Origin of the sequence: Bacillus sp. FSL K6-0073 (genome assembly GCF_038006085.1) — a bacterium.
GTDB lineage: Bacteria > Bacillota > Bacilli > Bacillales > Bacillaceae_G > Bacillus_A > Bacillus_A cereus.
On record NZ_JBBOUN010000001.1, the window covers coordinates 2,517,995 to 2,538,846 of the forward strand.

Below are 20,852 nucleotides of genomic sequence, written 5' to 3' on the forward strand. Positions count from 1 at the left end.
GATGCTACAATTACAAAACATTTCCGTTGATTATGTAACACCTCACGTAGTAAAGATTTCGTTAAATCGTGCAAGACAAGCAAACTCATTATCTTTGGCATTATTAGATGAATTACAAACGATATTAACTCAAATAAGTGAAGATTCAAACGCACGTGTAGTTATTTTGACTGGTGCTGGTGAAAAAGCATTTTGTGCTGGTGCAGATTTAAAAGAGCGTGCCGGTATGAATGAAGAACAAGTTCGCCATGCTGTTAGTATGATTCGTACTACTATGAAGATGGTTGAACAATTACCACAGCCAGTTATTGCTGCTATAAATGGAATTGCACTTGGTGGTGGTACGGAATTAAGTTTAGCTTGTGATTTTAGAATTGCTGCTGAATCTGCAAGTCTTGGTCTTACTGAAACGACACTTGCAATTATACCAGGAGCAGGTGGTACACAGCGCTTACCGAGATTAATTGGTGCTGGTAGAGCGAAAGAATTAATTTATACAGGTAGACGTATTTCAGCGCAAGAAGCAAAAGAATACGGTTTAGTAGAATTTGTTGTACCAGCTAATTTACTTGAAGAGAAAGCGATTGAAATAGCAGAGAAAATTGCTAGTAATGGACCTATTGCTGTTCGATTAGCAAAAGAGGCAATTTCAAATGGTATTCAAGTTGATTTACATACCGGATTACAAATGGAAAAACAAGCGTATGAAGGTGTAATCCATACGAAAGATCGCATAGAAGGATTACAGGCATTCAAAGAAAAACGCAAACCGATGTATAAGGGGGAGTAAATATGTTAGACCAAAAACAACAATCTAATTCATTTGAAGAACGAGTTGAAACAATTAAACAAGGCGGGGCACCGAAATATCATGAGCAAAATAAAGCAAAAGGAAAATTATTCGTTCGAGACCGTTTAGCGCTTCTATTTGATAATGGCGAATATGTAGAAGATGCATTATTTGCTAACTGTGAACAAACAGGCTTACCTGCGGATGGCGTTGTAACGGCAACGGGTAAAATACATGGTCGTACTGCGTGTGTAATGGCCAATGATTCTACTGTAAAAGCTGGATCATGGGGATCACGCACAGTTGAAAAGATTTTACGTATTCAAGAAACAGCTGAAAAACTACGTGTTCCGTTATTTTATTTAGTTGACTCTGCTGGAGCGCGTATTACAGATCAAGTAGAAATGTTCCCAGGGCGCCGCGGTGCAGGAAGAATCTTCTATAATCAAGTGAAGTTATCAGGTAAAGTTCCTCAAGTATGCTTGTTATTTGGACCTTCTGCAGCTGGTGGTGCGTATATTCCAGCCTTTTGTGACGTTGTAATGATGGTAGAGGGAAATGCATCTATGTATTTAGGATCTCCTCGTATGGCTGAGATGGTTATCGGTGAGAAGGTAACTTTAGAAGAGATGGGCGGAGCTCGTATGCATTGCTCTGTATCAGGATGCGGAGATGTTTTATGTAAGACGGAAGAAGATGCGATTACACAAGCAAGACAATACATTTCATATTTTCCAAACAACTATTTAGAAAAGACTCCATTGGTTACACCTCAAGAACCGAAACAATTCGATAAAACGTTAGAACAAATCATTCCAGAAAATCAAAATGCTCCTTTCAATATGAAAGATCTCATTAATAGAGTTATTGATGAAGGTTCATTCTATGAAGTAAAAAAATTATTTGCTCAAGAGCTAATTACAGGCTTAGCACGTATTGATGGTAAGCCAGTTGGTATTATTGCAAATCAGCCGCGTATGAAAGGCGGCGTATTATTCCACGATTCAGCTGATAAAGCTGCTAAGTTTATTAATTTATGCGATGCATATCATATTCCATTATTATTCCTTGCGGATGTACCAGGATTTATGATTGGTACAAAAGTAGAGCGTGCCGGTATTATTCGCCACGGTGCAAAAATGATTTCTGCAATGAGTGAAGCAACTGTACCGAAGATTTCTATCGTTGTTCGTAAAGCATATGGCGCTGGTTTATATGCGATGGCAGGTCCAGCATTTGAACCAGATTGCTGTCTGGCATTACCGACAGCTTCTATTGCGGTAATGGGTCCAGAAGCTGCGGTTAATGCTGTATATGCAAATAAAATTGCAGCTTTACCAGAAGAAGAGCGTGCTAGCTTCATTGCTGAAAAACGTGAAGAGTATAAGAAAGATATTGATATATACCACTTAGCATCAGAGATGGTGATTGATGGTATTGTTCATCCAAACAATTTACGTGAAGAGTTAAAAGGACGTTTCGAAATGTATATGAGCAAATATCAAGTATTCACAGATCGTAAACATCCTGTATATCCAGTTTAAAAGCCCTATTTAGGGCTTTCTTGCTCAAAAAGTTAAGGAGGGGAAAACATTGAAACAAGCAGTTTGGTTTCCAACAGAAGAGTACAAGGAAAAAACACGTTTATATGGTTGGATGAAATCATTGGGATATGAAGACTATGAAATTTTTTATAATAAATCTATTGAGGAAACAGCTTGGTTTTGGGGAGAGGCAGAAAAAGCAGTAGGCTATCAATGGATGAAACCTTATACAGAAGTGTTAGATTTAGAAAATGGTACACCGTTTGCACAGTGGTATAATGGCGGAACATGTAACGTTGTAGAATCAGCTTTATCCCGCTGGCTTGCGGATGAAGAGACGAGAATACAGCCAGCACTTCAGTACGAAGGGGAAAATGGAACTTCAAAATCATTTACATATGAAGAGCTTGACAACTGGGTAAGCCGTGTTGCAAATGGTTTGAAACACGCGGGTATTGAGAAAGGTGACCGTGTAACAATTTATATGCCGATGATTCCAGAAACAGTTGTTGCGATGCTAGCTGTAATGAAAATCGGAGCAATTATTTCACCAATATTCTCAGGCTTTGCGTCTGATGCAGTTATGACACGTGTGCAAGCGGCAGGTTCAAAAATGATTATTACCGCAGATGGATTTTCACGCCGCGGTAAAATTGTTTCTTTAAAAGATGAAGTAGATAAAGCTTGTGAACATTGCCCAACTGTTGAAAAAGTTGTTATCGTTCGTCATGCAGGAAATGATTTTACACCACATAACTATGACTTTTCGTGGAGTACGCTAGAAAAAGAAAAACCATTCATACATGCAGAGGAAATGCAAAGTGATGATCCATTAATGCTCATTTATACATCAGGAACGACTGGTAAGCCGAAAGGAACAGTACACACGCATGCAGGATTTCCTTTGAAAGCAGCTTTTGATGCAGGATTTGGAATGAATATTAAACAAGGTGATCGTGTATTATGGGTAACTGATATGGGCTGGATGATGGGGCCGTTTCTATTATTCGGTTCACTCATTAATGGAGCAACGATGGTTATGTACGAAGGTGTTCCAGACTTCCCAGAAGCAGACCGGTTATGGGAGACAGTTGATAGATATGAGATTACTCATTTAGGTATTTCGCCAACGTTAATCCGAGCATTAATGGCAAAAGGTGATGAGTATGTCAATAAACATTCTTTAAAGAGTTTGGAAGTATTCGCATCAACAGGAGAACCTTGGAATCCTGATCCATGGATGTGGTTATTTGAAACAGTTGGAAAAGGAAATGTCCCAATCTGTAACTACTCAGGTGGAACTGAAATCTCTGGTGGGATTTTCGGTAATGTTCTTATTAAGCCAATAGCACCGATTAGTTTTAACGCATCTTTACCAGGAATGGCAGCTGTCGTACTGGATGATCAAGGTAAACCAATTCGAGATGAAGTCGGAGAATTATGCTTAGAGAAACCTTGGGTAGGTATGACGAAAAGCTTCTGGGAAGATGATGAACGTTACATAAACACATATTGGTCGCGTTTTGAAAATAAATGGGTCCACGGTGACTGGGTCATTTACGATGGTGAACAATATATCATCACAGGGCGTTCAGACGATACGTTAAATATTGCAGGTAAACGTATTGGACCTGCTGAATATGAATCTATTCTTGTGAAACATAACGATGTAATCGAAGCTGCTGCAATTGGTATACCTGACGAAGTAAAAGGTGAAGTTTGTCATTGTTTTGTAGTATTAAGAGACCATGTAACATTCACAGGAGAATTAAAGAAAGAATTAATGAGTTTAGTAAACTCTCATATTGGAAAAGCGTTGTGTCCTAAAGACATCCACGTTGTAGAAGATTTACCGAAAACACGTAATTCTAAAGTAATGCGCCGTGTTATTAAAGCAGCTTACTTAGGAAAAGAATTAGGTGATTTGTCTTCACTTGTAAATCCTGAAGTAGTTCCGTTTATTCAGGGGTTACAGTCTAGTAAATTATAAAATTAGAAAGGAGCTCTATATAAATAGAGCTCCTTTTTTATGTTTATAAAAAAAGAAGAAGTGAAGTTGATGAAGATGAAAAATTCTACTATTGGTGTTAAGTATGTTTTTTGTTTTAATCAAAATACGATATTATGGAATGTCTATTCAATGGAGAAATACTAATTTACAACAACAAGGTGATGACAAAGCGCGACTGCTTATATGCCGGTTTAAACCTTTATATATTACATCCTAGTATTTATCTCGCTATTTGCCGGGCAGTAATGCCCCCACCTAAAAATTCAGCGAAAGCAAGGAAGTAGGTGAGGGATCAACTTTCCGGAAAAGCCTGATTGATTCCAAAAGACATATTTTTTTCTTTACGTTGACATTAAAAATATTACCAATTTTTTCTTTTACAATGGCAACAAATAAAGAAACATTTACAACGACACTTATTTCGTTTAGAACTCCAATCATCATCACGATGACACTTTTCTTTAGATTTCCACCAATCATCATTACAATGTTTTTCCTGAGAACTCCAATCGTCATCACAATGACACTTTTCTTTAGATTTCCACCAATCATCATTACAATGCTTTTTCTGAGAACTCCAATCATCATCACAATGATGCTTTTCTTTAGATTTCCACCAATCATCACAACAATGCTTTTTCTGAGAACTCCAGCAATCATTTTTCCAGGACATTTATTTCTACCTCCTCGTATGATTAAGTTAGGTTTTTTAGGGACGGGATGTACCTATAAACCCAAGAGTATCTATTTTTATGAGATACTTAAATTTGTAGATAGAGTGTTGCCGACCACCTCCTTGAATCTTTGTATTCGGTTGAAAGAATGGTACCTCTGTCTAATAAGTAGTTTACGAATGAGTTGGATGTTGATGACCATTGGTCATTCTTCGTATCTCTTACGAGGTAGTAGCGCTTATTAGTTCAGAGGAGGACAACACTATCTAACACTGATTAAAATAGGGGTGTAAGCTATGTTCTATTTAGGTATTGATATCGCTAAACATAAACATTATGCGTCCATTATCGATCAAACTGGAAAACCTATTACTAAGCCATTTCCCTTTCAGAATCACAAAGAAGGTGGACAAGCACTATTAAATTGGATGTACCGATACATTGAGTCTCCTACAGAAATAATGATTGGAATGGAGGCAACAGGACATTATTGGTTAGCCATTTATTCTTTTCTACTGGATCATGGCTTCTCAGTCGTTGTATTAAATCCAATTCAAACCAATGCCTGGCGAAAAGGAACAGAAATTAGAAAGCGGAAAACAGACGCCATTGATGCCACTATGATTGCCGATATCATTCGATTCGGCCGTTTTGTTGAAACTCCACTTGTGGACGAGAAAATGTTCGCTCTAAAACAAATGAGCCGCTTTCGTAATGCGCTTGTAAGTAATATGAGTGATTTAAAAAGAAAAGCTCTTGTCGTATTAGATCAGACTTTCCCAGAGTACCAAAGCATCTTTTCGGATGTTTTTGGTAAAACTTCTTCACAAATCTTACTTGAATATTCCTCTCCTAGTGACTATGAACAGATATCTATTGATGATTTAACACAAATAATTGAGCAAACCAGTCGTAACCGACTTGGGAAGAAAACAGCCAACAAACTAATGGAATTAGCCTCTAATTCGTTTGGTGTTACTTTCTGTAAAAACGCTTTTTCCTTTCAACTAAAAATGTTGATGGAGCAAATTCGTTTTATCGAAGATCAAATCAAAGAGTGTGAAGAAGAAATGTCACAACTTTTAATTGATTTAGATACTCCTATCATGACAATACCTGGCGTTGGACCGATTTTAGGTGCCACTATACTAAGTGAAATTGGGGATATACACCGCTTTGACAAACCATCTAAACTTGTCGCATACGCAGGCATCGATGCCTCTGTGTCCCAATCTGGGCAATTTGAATCCTCAGGTACGTCTATATCCAAACGTGGCTCTTCTCATTTGCGTAGAGCCTTATTCCAGGCGGCTATTACAGCTCATAAACATGACCCTGTATTAAAAGCCTTTTATGAAAAGAAACGAAAACAAGGAAAGCACTACTATGTTTGTATAGGAGCCGTAGCTAGAAAGCTGTGTTACATTATCTATGCCATTCTTAAAAGCAATAAACCTTATGAAATTCCACCACACACAACAGAAACATGAACTTCTCATTTTTTTGAAAATCCTTAGGTTTATTTGATACGCCCTTTTTTAGAGAAACACCCCCTATTTATATAAAAAATCCTCCTTGACTTCTCATAGTTGGTCTTTCAATAGTGTTCATATTATTCTATGTTTTAATAAAAAAATGGCTTGTTTATTAACCTACTATTTTATCTTTATATGATAGAGTGTCTTCTACTCGATATAGAATTCATACAAACTATGCTAATTTTTAAGAGAAAGTGGAGAGAACTACTACTAGTTATGGTATTTTTCAATAAACATTTATTGAAGAAAATGTTCTGATTACAAATAATATCTTATTTTCGAGTACGCTTTTTAAATGTATATTTCACAATGAAAAATGGGAAATCCACAAATAAAGTCTATGTATATGTGAGTTAATGGGAAAATCTAGTGTGTTTTTAAGGGGCGTCTTATTAAAAGAAAAAGATTTGTTTTAGAAAGTGGTGTCTAAACATTAAATGGAGTAGGACTAAATTCACGGCCGCTCATTAAACAAGATTTTAATTAGGAGAAGTCTGTTTTTATAATGAATAATGAAAAGAAGGTTTGGTACAATTGTTTGTTTTTTTCTTTTTATGTGTTTGCCTCGTACCCTTTTAAGCTAGTGGACATACTTTACTAATAGAAAGGATTAGGGGGTGAGGTATTGGGTTCTCGATTTAATAATTGTAAAAAGAAGTGTACATGTAAACAAGATGATTGTTGGGAAGTATTCGAAGAGTGTAAAAAAGAACAGCATGAGAAATGTGATAATTCTTGTGTACAAGGAATTAGAGATGAACTTAAGAAATTAATTAATCGAACAGTTCAAATTAATACAGAGGGACGTACTTATGTAGGTACTGTTTCGTCTGTAAGTTGTGATGTAGTTAGGCTTGCGGCTATTCCTGGATCGGTTGGAGTAATTATTTCCATTTGTAAAATTGAAGCAATTTTCCCACCTGTTACAACGGTTACTGCTGACTTTGATTTTAATGGTATTGATGTAGCAAACAAGGCATAATTATGCTGCTTTTTTGTAAAGCCATTCACATGAATGGCTTTATTTTAATTTCATATAAAAGGAGAATATATTCTTTATATAGAAATAAGTTTGAGGTTATAAAGTATGATGTACGAAAGGAGCATGGAAGTGATTAAACTAAAAACCTTTAAAAAATCTGATTTTAAACAATTAATAAATTGGATTAATTCCGAAGAATTTCTAATACAATGGTCAGGAAATGCATTCACATTCCCTTTAGACGAACAGCAATTAGAGAAGTATATAGAAAGTGCAAATACACTCGCTTTCAAAGTGGTAGATGAAGAGACTTCAGACGTTATTGGTCATATTTCGCTTGGGCAAATAGATAATATTAATAAGTCCGCTAGAATTGGAAAAGTATTAGTTGGTAATACGAAGATGAGGGGACGTTCTATAGGAAAACATATGATGAAAGCAGTACTTCATATTGCTTTTGACGAATTAAAACTACATAGAGTAACTCTTGGTGTGTATGATTTTAATATATCGGCCATTTCATGTTACGAAAAAATAGGGTTTGTAAAAGAAGGCTTATTAAGAGAGTCAAAAAGAGTAGGAGAAACGTATTGGAATTTATGGGAAATGAGTATGTTAGAATATGAATGGAAGAAGTAGCAACGATAGTAATTTATAATTATATTATGTTAACAAAAGGGGCTTGGTGGGTATAGTGAATAATAAAACAAAAATAATTTCAATTGCAGCTGTTTCGGGGGAGAGCTAGTATGTTAAAACTGACAAAGAAACCATTTTTGAAAAAGGCCCACCTGCATTGTTTCTGAGGAATAAGAGGGTGAGCCCTAATTAAACGAAACTGAATGAATCTGTAAAAATTGTAACTAAAGTATGCATCAACAAGGTATTAAAAGGGATGAATAGTAACCTTTATAGATTATTCCATATATAGCAAAACTGGTTAGCTTCTGATTTAAGCGCTACTAAATGATTATTATTAATAGAGTTATTCGTATACATTCTGTTCTTTTGGATGTTAAGTACCGTATAATTCACATCGTTTCGTTCATTTGAAAATGTTGATTCATTTAATAGTGTAAGTGTCGAGTTAATGTTGTACTTATCAATTCGCTCTTTTTTTCCTTTGAAAAACAGTTTGATAAGATGTGGCTCATTATTAATGAATAAGCCAAGTTCAGGTGATGAACGGACGATTAAATCATCTGATTTCCAATGTGATTTACCTGGATCAAACCAAGAGATGTCTTTATTTTTAATGAATTTTTTGTATTGCTTTATGACATCAATGTAGTTTTGTTTTTTTTTCTGATCAACCGTTTGTACTAATGTTTCGAAATATTCAAAAGATAGTTTGTTTTGATGAAATTTAATAACAGTTTCTCGTAATTGTTTCCAGTAATCAAAAGCTGGTTGATATTCAGGTTGGGATTTTAGATTTTTTATAAAGGTTGTTTTAGCTGTACTACCTTTCAGTGTGAAGTCTAAAAATTGTGTAAGCCCTACTTTAATTTCTGTCATATTATATCCCCTTCCAAACATTATTCATTTAATAATAGACGAAAAATCCGACATTTTTAAAGAAATGAGCTAGATGCTAGAAAATCCAATATCCATGCACAATAGATACGGGAAAGCCAATCCGTAAGTATAAATGATGGACCATTCAATTGAAGATAAATTAGGTAATAGGATTTTACCAGGTGATAGGTTATTAATATAATCAGATAGTGAGCTGATTTTAAAAGATAACAATATAGATTATTTAGCTTGGATTTGAGAAAAAAAGTACATGGGAATAAAGAGGGATATAGGGAAATGGGCCCTCATCAAAAAATATAAGTTGGTATCAGTATACCGTAGAGAATGAGTGTATAGAACATACAAGTAAAAGTATTGGCAAGCACACTTAAAATAAGCCGTATAAAAAGTTAATCATTGTGTGCTTTGATAATATAGCGTCAGCGAAATAAATAGTGTGAAGGAGAGCTATCTTAACAAGTGTTTCATGTAACGTTCATATACTTTAATTTTATTATTAATCAAACTTGAATATTATAGAAACGGATAATGAGGTATGGGTGGTGCTCTTTTTTATTGAATAAAATGGGTTGATTTTTCGGATTTTCATTACAATATAACAAATAAAATTTAAATTTTATTTGTTGTTAAGAAAAGGTGAGAAGAAAATAAAAAAAGAGGGCTAATGCCCTCTTTTCTTATTAATTTGGTAATTAATCACAGATTGGTATCCCAAGCACTCTTAGAGCTAATGCTACTTGAAGGGAAATCTCTAATCTAGCAATTTCAATACCAGCTACTGAAAGAACTAAAAAAGGTTGTCCGTTTACAAATACAACGCAACTATCCATAGTTAAACCTCCTTTCTAGTAATCTACTATAGTATATGAATAGAACTTTAAAGTGTAATAGTTAAATTGTTGGATTTAATAGAATTAATAGATTAACCCATTTAAACTAAACAAACGAATACAACGAAAGGAAAGGGAGATGGATGTATGCCTCAAAAAACATAGGTTTTAAGACATGTAATCGTACATGAAATCCATCATATTGGTCAGCTATCTATATGGGCGAGGGAGTTAAACTTGCAACCAGTTTCAGCAAATTTGATTGGACGAGGATGATAGAATTAAAAACCGACTTGCATCTCAAGCGCAAGTCGGTTTTTATATATAAGAAGATTTCTTAATTGAAATCCTCGGATTTTTTCTGACGTATATGTAAAAACATTAAGGTGGTAATGATTAAGAAAATCATTATAGTTTGTATAATTAAGTTTTTAAACTGAAGCAATATTGTCCAAGATGTAAGGGTGTCTTTAAAAGCTTGGAGTGCAGAGTACGAGGAAGGATCAAAACCATACTGTAGCAACTTTTTTGTTTCAATAAATGAGATGTTTTCTTCATCTGCATCTAATATTACTGAAATTAGTCTAGTATCTCCTAGTTTTGCTGTACTGACAAAACTATAATTACCGTTAGTTGAAAAACTAGTTTGTAAGCCATCAACACCTTGAAGTTTAATGTTTTCATTAAGGGAATATATCATTTTATTCGTATTGAAAACCTGGGAATCTTTGAAGGTAAATTGGTAAGAGGTTAGTTTCGTAATATTCAATACATCTGGAAAATCTTTTACTAATCGTGCAGCTAGTTTAGCTGCGTCTATTGCTGTTGTAGTTGATTGTTTATTTGTATCATTATTAATTCCAGTAGAGTTTAGAAATGGAGATGGTTGTAATAACTTTAGTTCTTTTGCTTTTTTATTCATTAATATTGTAAAGTTATCTTCATTTCCAGCAATGTGTTCTGCTAGAGCGAGTGCAGAACGATTATTCCCTGCCAGTAGCAATGCATGAAGTAAATCACGAACCGTTGTTTTATCATTCGATGTTACTTGTATAGGGCTTGTTTCTACTCGGAAAACTTCGTTACTTATTTGTACGAAGTCATCTAACTGTATTTTTCTATCATTTAGTTGCTCCAATACGATATATTCTGTCATTAATTTAGATAAAGCAGCTGATTGTACCGGAGTTTCTTCATTTTTTTTATAAACAATTTCACCTGAATTAGCATTTATTAAAATAGCTGATTTAGCTTGAATAATGGGACCATTTACATAAAGATAAAAATATAAAACGATAAGTGCAGTAATAAAAAAAGATAATAATAAAATAGCGAATTTCTTTAAGAATTGCATAAGCGATCCTCCTATTATGACATCAATACTAGTATTGTAAAAAGGAATGCTTAATTAGGAAGAAAGAAAAGGTAAAGAATTTCTAAAGAATTATAAAGGATTATTAAATTTTGGGTGTTAATGGAAAAAGTTCAATTTCTTATATGATAAGAAATTGAACTTTTTATTTATAATATTAACATTTGTATGGGAGTAGTTTTACAGTGAATGTTGTTTTTTCATCATCACTATATACTTCAATTGTTCCTTTATGCAATTCGACTATACTTTTTGCAATAGCTAATCCAAGTCCAGATCCACCAGTGTTTGTAGAGCGAGATTTCTCAACGCGATAAAAACGTTCAAAAATATGAGGTAAATCCGTACTAGGAATAGGTTGTCCGTAATTTGTTATATCAATTGTAATCATATTATTGCTTTCATAAGCAGTAAGGTCAATATAGCGACCTTCGCTTCCATAAGCGATAGCGTTTATAATAAGATTTTCAAACACACGCACTAATTTTTCACCATCAGCTAATACCATGAGCTTTTGAGATGGGAAAGAAGGTCGACATTCTATATTTGCTTCTTGAAATTGTATACGGAATTGAACAGTTAATTGCCCAAGTAACTCTACTATGTCAATAGGGACAGAATACAAGCTTAACTCTTTATTTTGAACACGTGTATATTCGAACAAGTCATTCATTAATGCATTAAGACGAGTTACTTTATCGTAAATGACTTGAATATAGTATCGCAATTCTACTTCATCTCTATAATTATCATGATGGATTAAATTTACGTATCCAACTATAGAAGTAAGGGGAGTGCGTAAGTCATGTGATACATTTGTAATAAGTTCACTTTTTGCTTGTTCCGCTTGTCTTTCTTCATCAATGGAGACTTTTAATTGTTCAACAATTTCATTGACCCCGATTGCTAATTCTTCTAGATAATTATGATTTACAATAGAAACTTTATGATTGAAGTTTCCATTTGCAATATAACGAATTTCTTCTATCATTTTTTTAATACAAGTTTCATAATAAAGTTTTTTCTCGTGACGATAAAAAATGTAAAGATAGGATGAAAAAATAGAAAATAAAAACAAATAAGATACAATCATCATCCATAACGATTCTTTAATCCCTTTATACTTTTCATAACCAAAAATTCGAATGAATTCTTTACCAAGTTCAGTTAGAGTAAGTGAACTCTCAATTACACTCGTAACGAGGCGATAAATAATTAACTCAGTAATAGGCGTGAGTGTGATAGCTAATAAGAGCCAAAAAATAAGTTTCCATTTAGGGATATCTTTTAATATATCAAATGCTTCATTTCTCAATTTTATAGCCAACTCCCCAAACAGTGTGAATAAATTTTTCTCCATTTATTACTGTTTCAAGTTTATCCCGTAAGTTGCTAATATGAACCATTACAGTCTTATTTGAACCGTAACCATCTTCATTCCAAACGCGTTCGAAAATTTCTTCTGAACTAAATACTCTTCCTGTATTACTTGCAAGTAAATATAAAATATCGAACTCAATAGAGGTTAATTTAATATACTCTCCATTTACTTTAACAGTATGATTATGTTTGTGTATTTCAACAGAGCGAATACGAATAATACCATCTTCATTCTTTTGCGAAGTAGCGTTTTGGAAAGAGGATCTTCGTAATAAAGCTTTCACTCTTGCTACTAATTCTAATGGATTGAATGGCTTGATCATATAATCATCGGCACCTGTCATAAGACCTAATATTTTATCCATATCTTCTGCTTTTGCACTAAGCATTAGAATTGGTACAGTATTATTTTCACGCACTTCCTGACAAACTTCTAATCCGTTTCGCTTTGGCATCATAATATCCAAAATCATAAGGTCAACTTCATATGTAGAAACCTTTTGCAATGCTTCATCGCCATCATAAGCTTTATAAATGTTATAGCCTTCATTTCGCAAATAAACAGCAAGTAATTCAACAATTTCTTTATCATCATCAATAATTAATATGTTTTTATTCATTGTGTAGTTCCTTTCCTTACAAATCATCAACATTACTATAATATCAAACATTTATGTACTTGTAGCGATGATTCTGTATAAAATTTCATGTAACGTATTAAAAAGGAGTAAAAAGATTAATAACGAATATAAAATAACGAGAATATTTAGATCCTACATTATAATGAAAGTTAGTTATAAGGGGGATTTTCTATGTTATGTAATGATATATATTCATTTACTCCAACTGGAAAAATAGAAAATGATATTAAAGCTTTTCTACTAAAATATAATAAAGAGTTTACATATAAACATTCAATTCGTGTGGCAAATGAGGCAAAAAAGATTGCAGAAAAGTTTCACGTAGATAAAGAAAAAGCAGCAATTGCAGGATATTTACATGATATTAGTGGCATTTTTCCGAACGAGGAGCGGATTGCAGTTGCTGAAGAATTTGGTGTAGAAATAGTGGAAGCAGAAAGAAAGTTTCCTATGATCATTCATCAAAAACTATCGAGAGTAATCGCAAAAGAAATATTTAAAGTAGAAGATGAAGAGATTTTAAATGCAATTTGTTGCCACACAACGTTGCGTAAACATGCAACGAAGATGGATTTAGTATTATTTGTTGCAGATAAAATAGAATGGGATCAAAAAGGGACACCGCCATATTTAATAGAAATAAAAAAAGGATTGGAAAAATCTTTGGAAAAAGCAGCTTTTGTATATATTTCATATTTGTGGGAAAGGAAAGATACATTGAAAGTTATACATCCGTGGCTAGAAGAAGCATACTGGGATTTAAAAGGAATTGTACAGTAGAAAGGACAAGGAAATGCAATTAAAAGAATATATGAATCAAACATTTCCAGGAGTTACATTAGTACCCTACTTATATTCTTAGTGGGAAAATCATTTACATTTTGATTTTGGAAAAGATAAATATCAAATTGTAGAAGGAACCGACAATTTAAATACGGAATACTTTTCTCAACTATATACATATAATAAATTCTTATTTGAAGACATATTTTCAAAAGAAGATGTAGTGTTTGTAGTGACAAATGTTTATAGATTTAAAAAGGAAAATATATAAACTCCACAGAAAATAAATGTATACAATAAATATATTAGGAAAAGAGATTTAAGATTTCATATAAGATAAGAAACGTTACCGTTTTTATTTGAAGATGAAGAAGCAGCTTTATACCGCATTAACGGGCAGCCCGATTGAATCAGTTAGGATGAACAAAACCCCCACTGATTAAAGTTTCACTTTATATTGTACATATCAATTTTCTTTAAAATGTCTTGCGGAACATATTAAATATGAATCGCTTATACAAGCTGCTAATCATGAGGATTTCTCTGATTTATATCCTCGATTTGGACGAAAAAAAGAAATTTCTTATCCAGATGTATTTCTCATAAATGCAACGAAAGATATTGTCATGTTTATGTATGATGATAGAGGAAGTGAAGTAATTGCGAAGAATAAAGAAATAATACGAGATTTATATAAGAAATATAAAGAATGGATTCTAGATTATGGATGAGAAAGTATAGATAACTTATTTAAATGACAATAGAGGAAGTGAAGTGTGTAATGAAACGTATTGCAATTGTCTCTGCATGGGAACCAGAACTGACGTATTTGCATCAACATTATCCAAGTGAACGTGTTGAAAAAAGAGCAGCTTGGGAATTTCATTTTCATACTATTAATGAGCTGGAAATTATATCAGTTGTTACTGGTGTTGGTAAAGTAAGCTGCGCTAGTTGTGTACAATTGTTAATTAGTGAGTTTCAGCCAGATGAGTTGTTTATGACAGGAATATGCGGAAGTTTATCAAACAAGGTGAAAAACGGTCATATTGTAGTCGCACTAAACGCAATACAACATGATGTTACTGCTGCTGGTTCAGGAGAAGATGTTTTTAATTTATATAACGGTAGAACAGCACCTATTGAAACAACAAAATCACTTGTAAGAAGAATAAAAAAAATACGATCGTATGATCCGATACATTTCGGTACATTTTTATCAGGAGATCAACGTATTCGTAGTTCGGAAATGAGATATTTACTCCATACCGTATATGGAGCATTGGCAGTTGATCAAGAAGTAGCAGCTTTCGCCTATGTATGCCAAATAAATAAAAAACCATTTCTCTGTTTAAAAGCTGCTTCAGATCAAGCAAATGATAAAACGAAAGAAGAACAAAAAATCTTTAAAATGCTAGCATGTGAAAGAGCATGTGAGCATTTAATTGCTTTTTTACGTGTTTATGAGGTTAATGTAGTAAATAATAGATAGTTTGTTATAAAACAAATCAATAGTGAGTTATATGTAGGGAAATGTCCGCTCATTTCAAATTAAGAGCTGAAATTTATAATAGATGGAATATATTATATGGGTACACGTTGAGTTTAATATAAGCAGTTGGAGGGCAATTTTATATGATTCAATATAAAAGGTGTAGTGAAGTAAATATTGATTTAGTATATGAAGCTTTTAAAGATGGATTTTCAGATTACATTATTAAGATGGAGGTTTCAAATGAGGATTTTATACAACGTTTTTTGGGACCAGAAGGTAATTTGCTAGAACATTCTTTTCTTGCTTTAGAAGAAGGCAAATCTGTTGGCGTAATACTAGGTGGCATAAAGGATTATGAAAGTATAAAGACTATGCGCTGCGGAACATTAGCGGTTCATCCTAATTACCGCGGTATTGGTGTGAGTCAAAAATTATTTGAACTGCATAAAGAAGAGGCGATTCAACATGGATGTAAGCAACTTTTTCTCGAAGTCATTGTAGGAAACGACCGAGCGATTCATTTTTATAATAAGCTGGGCTATGAAAAAGTGTACGATCTTTTTTATTATAATTTAAATGATTTGACTAAAATAATGAATAAAGATTGTAAAGATATTGAAGTAAAACAATTAGAATTTCCAACTTTTAAAGATGGAATTCAGAAATGGTTAAACTTCCATATAAATTGGCAAAATGATATTGATTATATTAAAAAAACAAATAATGTATTTTATGGTGTATATGTCGATAATGACTTAAAAGGCTCTCTATGCGTAAATGAACAAGGTAAAATTAGTTTTATTTTCGTAGACAAAGGTTATAGAAATATTGGTGTTGGGATGAAATTATTACAAGTAGCAAGAGAAGAATTAAATTTATCAAGTTTATCAATTGGGTTTCCTAACAATAATTTATTGGAGGGTTTTTTAAAGAAATGTGGATTTGAAAAGAATTCTTTAGCGCAATATGAAATGTATTTATTACTCTAAGAGCGGAAAGATTTATTCTTTTCATTTTTTATTTAGCCGTTATGTTGGTAAATGCTCCGCAATTATAATTTGTAATGAGAGGGATTTTGTTTATCCTTAAGTTATTTTTTAAATTGTCAATTTTATGCTAATAATTTTCTTTGTATAATATTCTAATTTTATGTAGAATAGATACGATGGGAGGGGATGAAATGAATAATGGATTAAAGTTTAAGATTTTTGAATTGCATTGTCTCGTTCAAAAGACTTATTCTGATATTAAAATAGCATGTGATATTGCTATTTATCAAGAAAACACTTCTAAATATTTAATTTCATTAGGATTTTTAAATAAATCATATATGACTTATATAGAAGCAAAAAGATTCTATCGCGAAAATGAAGAGCTTGTAAGTGTAGAATTTGATAATTTCTTTGATATGTATGATAAATTAGAAAATGAATTAAAACAAGTTATTTCAACTGAAGATAAAAATCCTTCATTGCTACATAGCAGACTTGATCAGTTTCAGCAGAAAGTTGAAAATATAAATGACCTAATAAAAGTATTGCAAAATGCTCGTTAATGAATGCTTTTTTCTTTTTTGTATAGAAATTATGTATTAAAAATATTTTAGGGATATTACATATTGAAGAGGTGGCTTTTGTAGATTACAAAAGTCATCTTTTTATGTTAGGAATAGATTGTATACATTTTAGCAGTTTCATATAAATAATAGAAATTTATACGAGGTAAATATCATGGGAAATAAAAAAGAAATAGCTATAGTTGCATTAACAACAGGATTCGTTTTAACAAGTGTAACACCATATGGAGTAGGTCATGCAGAGGAACCTGGTCAAATGCAAGTTGAAATTCAAGAGGATTCGTTCCGTACAGGTGATCTTACCCAACCATCAAAAAAGGCGCCAGAGAATGTAGTGAAAGATGCACTTAAGGAAAATACGGAGCATGCTTTGTCTCCAAAACAAGTTAGTGCAGAAACAGGAGTAGATTACAAGGTTCTTCAAAAACGTGGTTCTTATGATGGAACTACACTTGTGCGCATGCAACAAATATATGAAGGAAAAGAAGTGTATGGCCACCAGTTAACTGCTCACGTAGATAAAAAAGGTATTATTAAAAGCATTTCAGGAGCTAGCGCACAAAATTTAACACAAGAAGATTTAAAGAAACCTATTAATTTATCAAAAGAAGAAGCGAAACAATATATTTATAAAAAGTACGGAAACGACATTAAATTTATTTCTGAACCAGAAGTTAAGGCGGTTATTTTTGTTGATGAAAATCATGGGCAGGCTAGCAATGCATATCAAGTTACATTTGCTGCTACAACACCAAATTATGTATCTGGAACTTATTTAGTGAATGCTCATAATGGCGATATATTAAAAGATATGGTACAAGAATCAAGTTTGAAAATAAGTGAAGAGTATGTTGAATCCGTTAAGGAAAATAAAACTAGCAATTTCACATCATTAACTGGAACAGGAAAAGATGATTTAGGTGTAACTCGTACATTTGGTATTGCTAAACAGACCAGTGGGAATTATGCGCTTGCTGATTACACAAGAGGGCAAGGAATTGAGACATATGATGTAAATTATAGAGATATTACAAATGAAGAAAGTTATTATCCTGGCATACTAGCAACTAGCGCTTCAACAACATTTAATGATCCAAAGGCGGTAAGCGCTCATTTCTTAGCAACAAAGGTATATGATTTTTATAAAGAAAAATATAAGCGTAATAGTTTTGATAATAAAGGAAAAAAAGTAGTTTCAGTGGTACATGCATGGGATTCTGGAGGAACAAATGATCCTGAAAATTGGGAGAATGCATTTAGTACTAATATTAATAACATTAGTATGCTTTTATATGGAGATCCTATGGTAAAAGCGTTCGATATAGCCGGTCATGAATTTACACATGCAGTTACATCAAGTGAATCTAACCTTGAATTTTCAGGAGAATCTGGGGCAATTAACGAGGCATTATCGGATATTATGGGAACGGCTATAGAGAAATACATAAATAATGGGGAATTTAACTGGACAATAGGAGAACAAACTGGATTGACTTTTCGTAATATGAAAAATCCAACTGCAATTAATTTTTCAGAAGGACTACCGTATCCTGATGATTATAGTAAATATAATGATTTAAATGGAGAGGATTATGGAGGCGTACATTTTAATTCAAGTATTATTAATAAAGTTGCGTATTTAATTGCACAAGGTGGTACTCATAACGGTGTAAATGTAAATGGTATTGGTGAAGATAAAATGTTTGATATTTTCTATTATGCAAATACTGATGAATTAAACATGACTTCTGATTTCTCTGAATTGAAATTGGCATGCCTTAAAGTCGCAGCTAATAAATATGGAACGAACTCAATTGAAGTTCAAGCAGTCCAAAATGCTTTTGATGCTGCAAAAATTACCGGAACAGTGAAAGAAAACGAAAAAACAGCAGAAAATCAAGCTCCAGAGTTAACTGTGCCGTTTACCATTACACTACGTGTAGGTGATACGTTTGATCCAATGAGAAATGTAAAAGCTGTTGATAAAGAAGATGGTGATTTAACAAATAAAGTAAAGCATAAAGGCGATGTAGATACTTCAAAACCAGGTACATACATTGTGGAATACTTGGTCGTTGATTCCCAAGGGAGAATTACAACGGCTACACAGACTGTAATTGTAGAGGGAAATGAAGAAATATTAGATTTAGAACCTAAATTAACAGTGCCTGTTAGAGCGACAATTCATGTAGGAGATTCATTCGATCCAATGATAAAAGTAAAAGCTATTGATAAAGAAGACGGTGATCTTACTTCTAAAGTAAAAGTTGATGGTGGAGTAGATACATCTAAAGTCGGTACTTACGTATTAACGTACACGGTTACAGATTCTAAAGGTCATGAAGTAACGGCGAAACAAACTGTAACGGTCAAAGTTAGAGAAGAAGTTAAAAATGATAAACCAATACTAAAAGTACCTGCTACAACTTCAATTACTGAGGGTGATCAATTTGATCCGTTGGTAGGGGTATCAGCTACTGATAAAGAGGACGGTGACCTTACTTCTAAAGTAGCGTATGAAGGAACTATAGATACAACTAAAGCTGGTACTTATGAAATAATATATAGTGTTAGAGATTCCATGGGTAATGAGGTAAATACAATACAAAAAGTATTAGTGAAAGATAAAGAAACTAGCAAAGCTAATGGCCTTACTAATAAGGCAAATAAGAGTAATATCTCTAACAACAGTAATAGCGATAAAAAAGAATATACATATAAGGAGCTTCCAAAGACGGGTGTAAGTACAACTAACAGTGCAGCAATCGGCATATTGATGATTATTACAGGCACAGTACTCACTTTTGTTCGCAAATTTAGAAAGATACAAAAATAATAGTAGGGATCATTTGTTTTAAGAAAAGAGTTCATTATCCAGAAGAAATAAAATAGTTGTGTATCATGAACCGATTACATAAAGTTATTTAGATCGTTACATTAGAGAATTTTTAGGACATGAGTTCGGTATTATACTGGACTCATGTTACTAAATTTGTTGAAGAAGGATAATAGTAAATATAGAGTATATTTATGAATTAAAATATTTAAGAGGTGAAAATGGTGGTGATAAAACAAGACGAAATTAAGGTAGTTGTCGGAGCTGGAGCGTTTAATAATAATCCAGGCTGGATTCAAACACAAGAAGATGAACTTAACTTACTAGATAAAGCTACGTGGGAAGAAAGATTTGAATACAACTCTATTTCAGCTATTTTAGCTGAGCATGTATGGGAACACCTTACTTTTGAAGAAGGTGTAAGAGCAGCTGAAATCTGTTATGAATTTTTAAAAGCATCTGGTCATATTCGGTGTGGAGTCCCTGATGCATTCTTCCAGGATGAGGCATATCAAAATATAGTTCAAATAGGGGGCCCCGGTCCGAAAGATCATCCAGCAGCAAGTCATAAAATCGTTCATAATTATAAAACATTAACGAAAATGTTTAAAACTGCTGGATTCAAGGTAGTTTTACTTGAATATTGTGATGAAAATGGTCAGTTTTATTACAACGAATGGGATGCAAACGACGGTGTTATTTTCCGTTCGAAAAGGTATGATTCTAGAAATAAAGGCGATAAACTTGGTTTTCCATCGCTAATTGTCGATGCGATTAAGCGCTAATCATTCAACAAAAACAGGAGTTAATCCTATGATTTCATAAGTCGCAAATGCGGCTTTTTTATTTGTACGTAAATCT

18 protein-coding genes and 2 pseudogenes are annotated in these 20,852 nt (G+C 33.1%); 14 read left to right on the plus strand and 6 right to left on the minus strand.

From position 1 onward, the window contains the following. The first annotated feature begins 1 nt into the window (after window position 1). Genes MHB52_RS13065 through MHB52_RS13075 form a run of 3 tightly spaced genes read left to right on the plus strand, consistent with a single transcriptional unit; the run spans window position 2 to window position 4,324 of the window. Window positions 2–790, plus strand: a complete 789-nt coding sequence (locus MHB52_RS13065) for an enoyl-CoA hydratase (protein ID WP_000939795.1) — start codon at window positions 2–4, stop codon at window positions 788–790. Between the two features lie 2 nt (window positions 791–792). Next, the gene (locus MHB52_RS13070) at window positions 793–2,334 is read left to right on the plus strand and encodes an acyl-CoA carboxylase subunit beta (protein WP_000886744.1); all 1,542 of its coding nucleotides are present in this window, start codon (window positions 793–795) and stop codon (window positions 2,332–2,334) included. A gap of 49 nt (window positions 2,335–2,383) precedes the next feature. After that, window positions 2,384–4,324: an AMP-binding protein gene (locus tag MHB52_RS13075; RefSeq protein ID WP_061662951.1), complete on the plus strand. Its 1,941-nt coding sequence runs from the start codon at window positions 2,384–2,386 to the stop codon at window positions 4,322–4,324. A gap of 276 nt (window positions 4,325–4,600) precedes the next feature. Here the strand turns inward: MHB52_RS13075 and MHB52_RS13080 are convergent, their stop codons facing one another. Continuing rightward, a complete protein-coding gene (locus tag MHB52_RS13080) occupies window positions 4,601–5,005 on the minus strand; it encodes a hypothetical protein (protein WP_025118369.1) in 405 nt (134 codons plus the stop codon). A gap of 310 nt (window positions 5,006–5,315) precedes the next feature. Between MHB52_RS13080 and MHB52_RS13085 the strand changes: the two genes are divergently transcribed. The 3 genes from MHB52_RS13085 (at window position 5,316) to MHB52_RS13095 (ending at window position 8,178) form a co-directional block, all read left to right on the plus strand. Further along, the gene (locus MHB52_RS13085) at window positions 5,316–6,509 is read left to right on the plus strand and encodes an IS110-like element ISBth13 family transposase (RefSeq protein WP_061663050.1); all 1,194 of its coding nucleotides are present in this window, start codon (window positions 5,316–5,318) and stop codon (window positions 6,507–6,509) included. Window positions 6,510–7,182: 673 nt separating this feature from the next. Next, on the plus strand, window positions 7,183–7,539 hold the full coding sequence (locus MHB52_RS13090; RefSeq protein WP_000535577.1) for a hypothetical protein: 357 nt from the start codon (window positions 7,183–7,185) through the stop codon (window positions 7,537–7,539). A gap of 105 nt (window positions 7,540–7,644) precedes the next feature. Next, complete coding sequence (locus tag MHB52_RS13095; protein WP_000990089.1) at window positions 7,645–8,178, plus strand: GNAT family N-acetyltransferase; 534 nt, start codon at window positions 7,645–7,647, stop codon at window positions 8,176–8,178. A 270-nt stretch (window positions 8,179–8,448) separates the two neighbouring features. Here the strand turns inward: MHB52_RS13095 and MHB52_RS13100 are convergent, their stop codons facing one another. Both MHB52_RS13100 and MHB52_RS13105 read right to left on the minus strand, forming a co-directional pair. Then, window positions 8,449–9,057 (minus strand): hypothetical protein, encoded by a 609-nt coding sequence (locus MHB52_RS13100; protein ID WP_000136053.1) that lies wholly within the window; start codon window positions 9,055–9,057, stop codon window positions 8,449–8,451. A gap of 713 nt (window positions 9,058–9,770) precedes the next feature. Continuing rightward, window positions 9,771–9,908, minus strand: a complete 138-nt coding sequence (locus MHB52_RS13105) for a DUF3956 domain-containing protein (protein ID WP_000376554.1) — start codon at window positions 9,906–9,908, stop codon at window positions 9,771–9,773. 165 nt (window positions 9,909–10,073) lie between these two features. Here MHB52_RS13105 and MHB52_RS13110 point away from each other — a divergent pair. Then, window positions 10,074–10,184: pseudogene (locus tag MHB52_RS13110) on the plus strand (DinB family protein); the annotation flags it as partial. Window positions 10,185–10,245: 61 nt separating this feature from the next. Here MHB52_RS13110 and MHB52_RS13115 read toward each other — a convergent pair. From MHB52_RS13115 to MHB52_RS13125, 3 genes are all read right to left on the minus strand, one after another. Beyond that, on the minus strand, window positions 10,246–11,262 hold the full coding sequence (locus tag MHB52_RS13115; RefSeq protein ID WP_063264021.1) for a D-alanyl-D-alanine carboxypeptidase family protein: 1,017 nt from the start codon (window positions 11,260–11,262) through the stop codon (window positions 10,246–10,248). Window positions 11,263–11,437: 175 nt separating this feature from the next. Continuing rightward, window positions 11,438–12,595 (minus strand): sensor histidine kinase, encoded by a 1,158-nt coding sequence (locus MHB52_RS13120; protein WP_001243309.1) that lies wholly within the window; start codon window positions 12,593–12,595, stop codon window positions 11,438–11,440. Then, window positions 12,585–13,280, minus strand: a complete 696-nt coding sequence (locus MHB52_RS13125) for a response regulator transcription factor (protein WP_001038807.1) — start codon at window positions 13,278–13,280, stop codon at window positions 12,585–12,587. The genes MHB52_RS13120 and MHB52_RS13125 overlap by 11 nt, the downstream gene beginning before the upstream one ends. Window positions 13,281–13,472: 192 nt before the next feature. Between MHB52_RS13125 and yqeK the strand changes: the two genes are divergently transcribed. The 7 genes and pseudogenes from yqeK (at window position 13,473) to MHB52_RS13160 (ending at window position 20,776) form a co-directional block, all read left to right on the plus strand. After that, window positions 13,473–14,081 (plus strand): bis(5'-nucleosyl)-tetraphosphatase (symmetrical) YqeK, encoded by a 609-nt coding sequence (gene yqeK / locus MHB52_RS13130; protein ID WP_000882443.1) that lies wholly within the window; start codon window positions 13,473–13,475, stop codon window positions 14,079–14,081. A gap of 13 nt (window positions 14,082–14,094) precedes the next feature. Then, window positions 14,095–14,815 (plus strand): annotated as a pseudogene (locus MHB52_RS13135) (DUF3885 domain-containing protein). A gap of 23 nt (window positions 14,816–14,838) precedes the next feature. Further along, window positions 14,839–15,576 carry a 5'-methylthioadenosine/S-adenosylhomocysteine nucleosidase gene (mtnN, locus tag MHB52_RS13140; RefSeq protein ID WP_061663607.1) on the plus strand — a complete coding sequence of 246 codons (738 nt, stop codon included), beginning with the start codon at window positions 14,839–14,841 and terminating at the stop codon, window positions 15,574–15,576. A 143-nt stretch (window positions 15,577–15,719) separates the two neighbouring features. Next, window positions 15,720–16,568, plus strand: coding sequence for a GNAT family N-acetyltransferase (locus tag MHB52_RS13145; protein ID WP_000617072.1), 849 nt, complete (start codon window positions 15,720–15,722; stop codon window positions 16,566–16,568). Between the two features lie 191 nt (window positions 16,569–16,759). After that, entirely contained in the window at window positions 16,760–17,134 is a 375-nt protein-coding gene (locus MHB52_RS13150) for a hypothetical protein (protein WP_001059022.1), read from the plus strand. A 175-nt stretch (window positions 17,135–17,309) separates the two neighbouring features. Further along, entirely contained in the window at window positions 17,310–19,991 is a 2,682-nt protein-coding gene (locus MHB52_RS13155) for a M4 family metallopeptidase (RefSeq protein ID WP_061664637.1), read from the plus strand. Window positions 19,992–20,215: 224 nt separating this feature from the next. After that, on the plus strand, window positions 20,216–20,776 hold the full coding sequence (locus MHB52_RS13160; RefSeq protein ID WP_033694090.1) for a class I SAM-dependent methyltransferase: 561 nt from the start codon (window positions 20,216–20,218) through the stop codon (window positions 20,774–20,776). The last annotated feature ends 76 nt before the right edge of the window (window positions 20,777–20,852 follow it).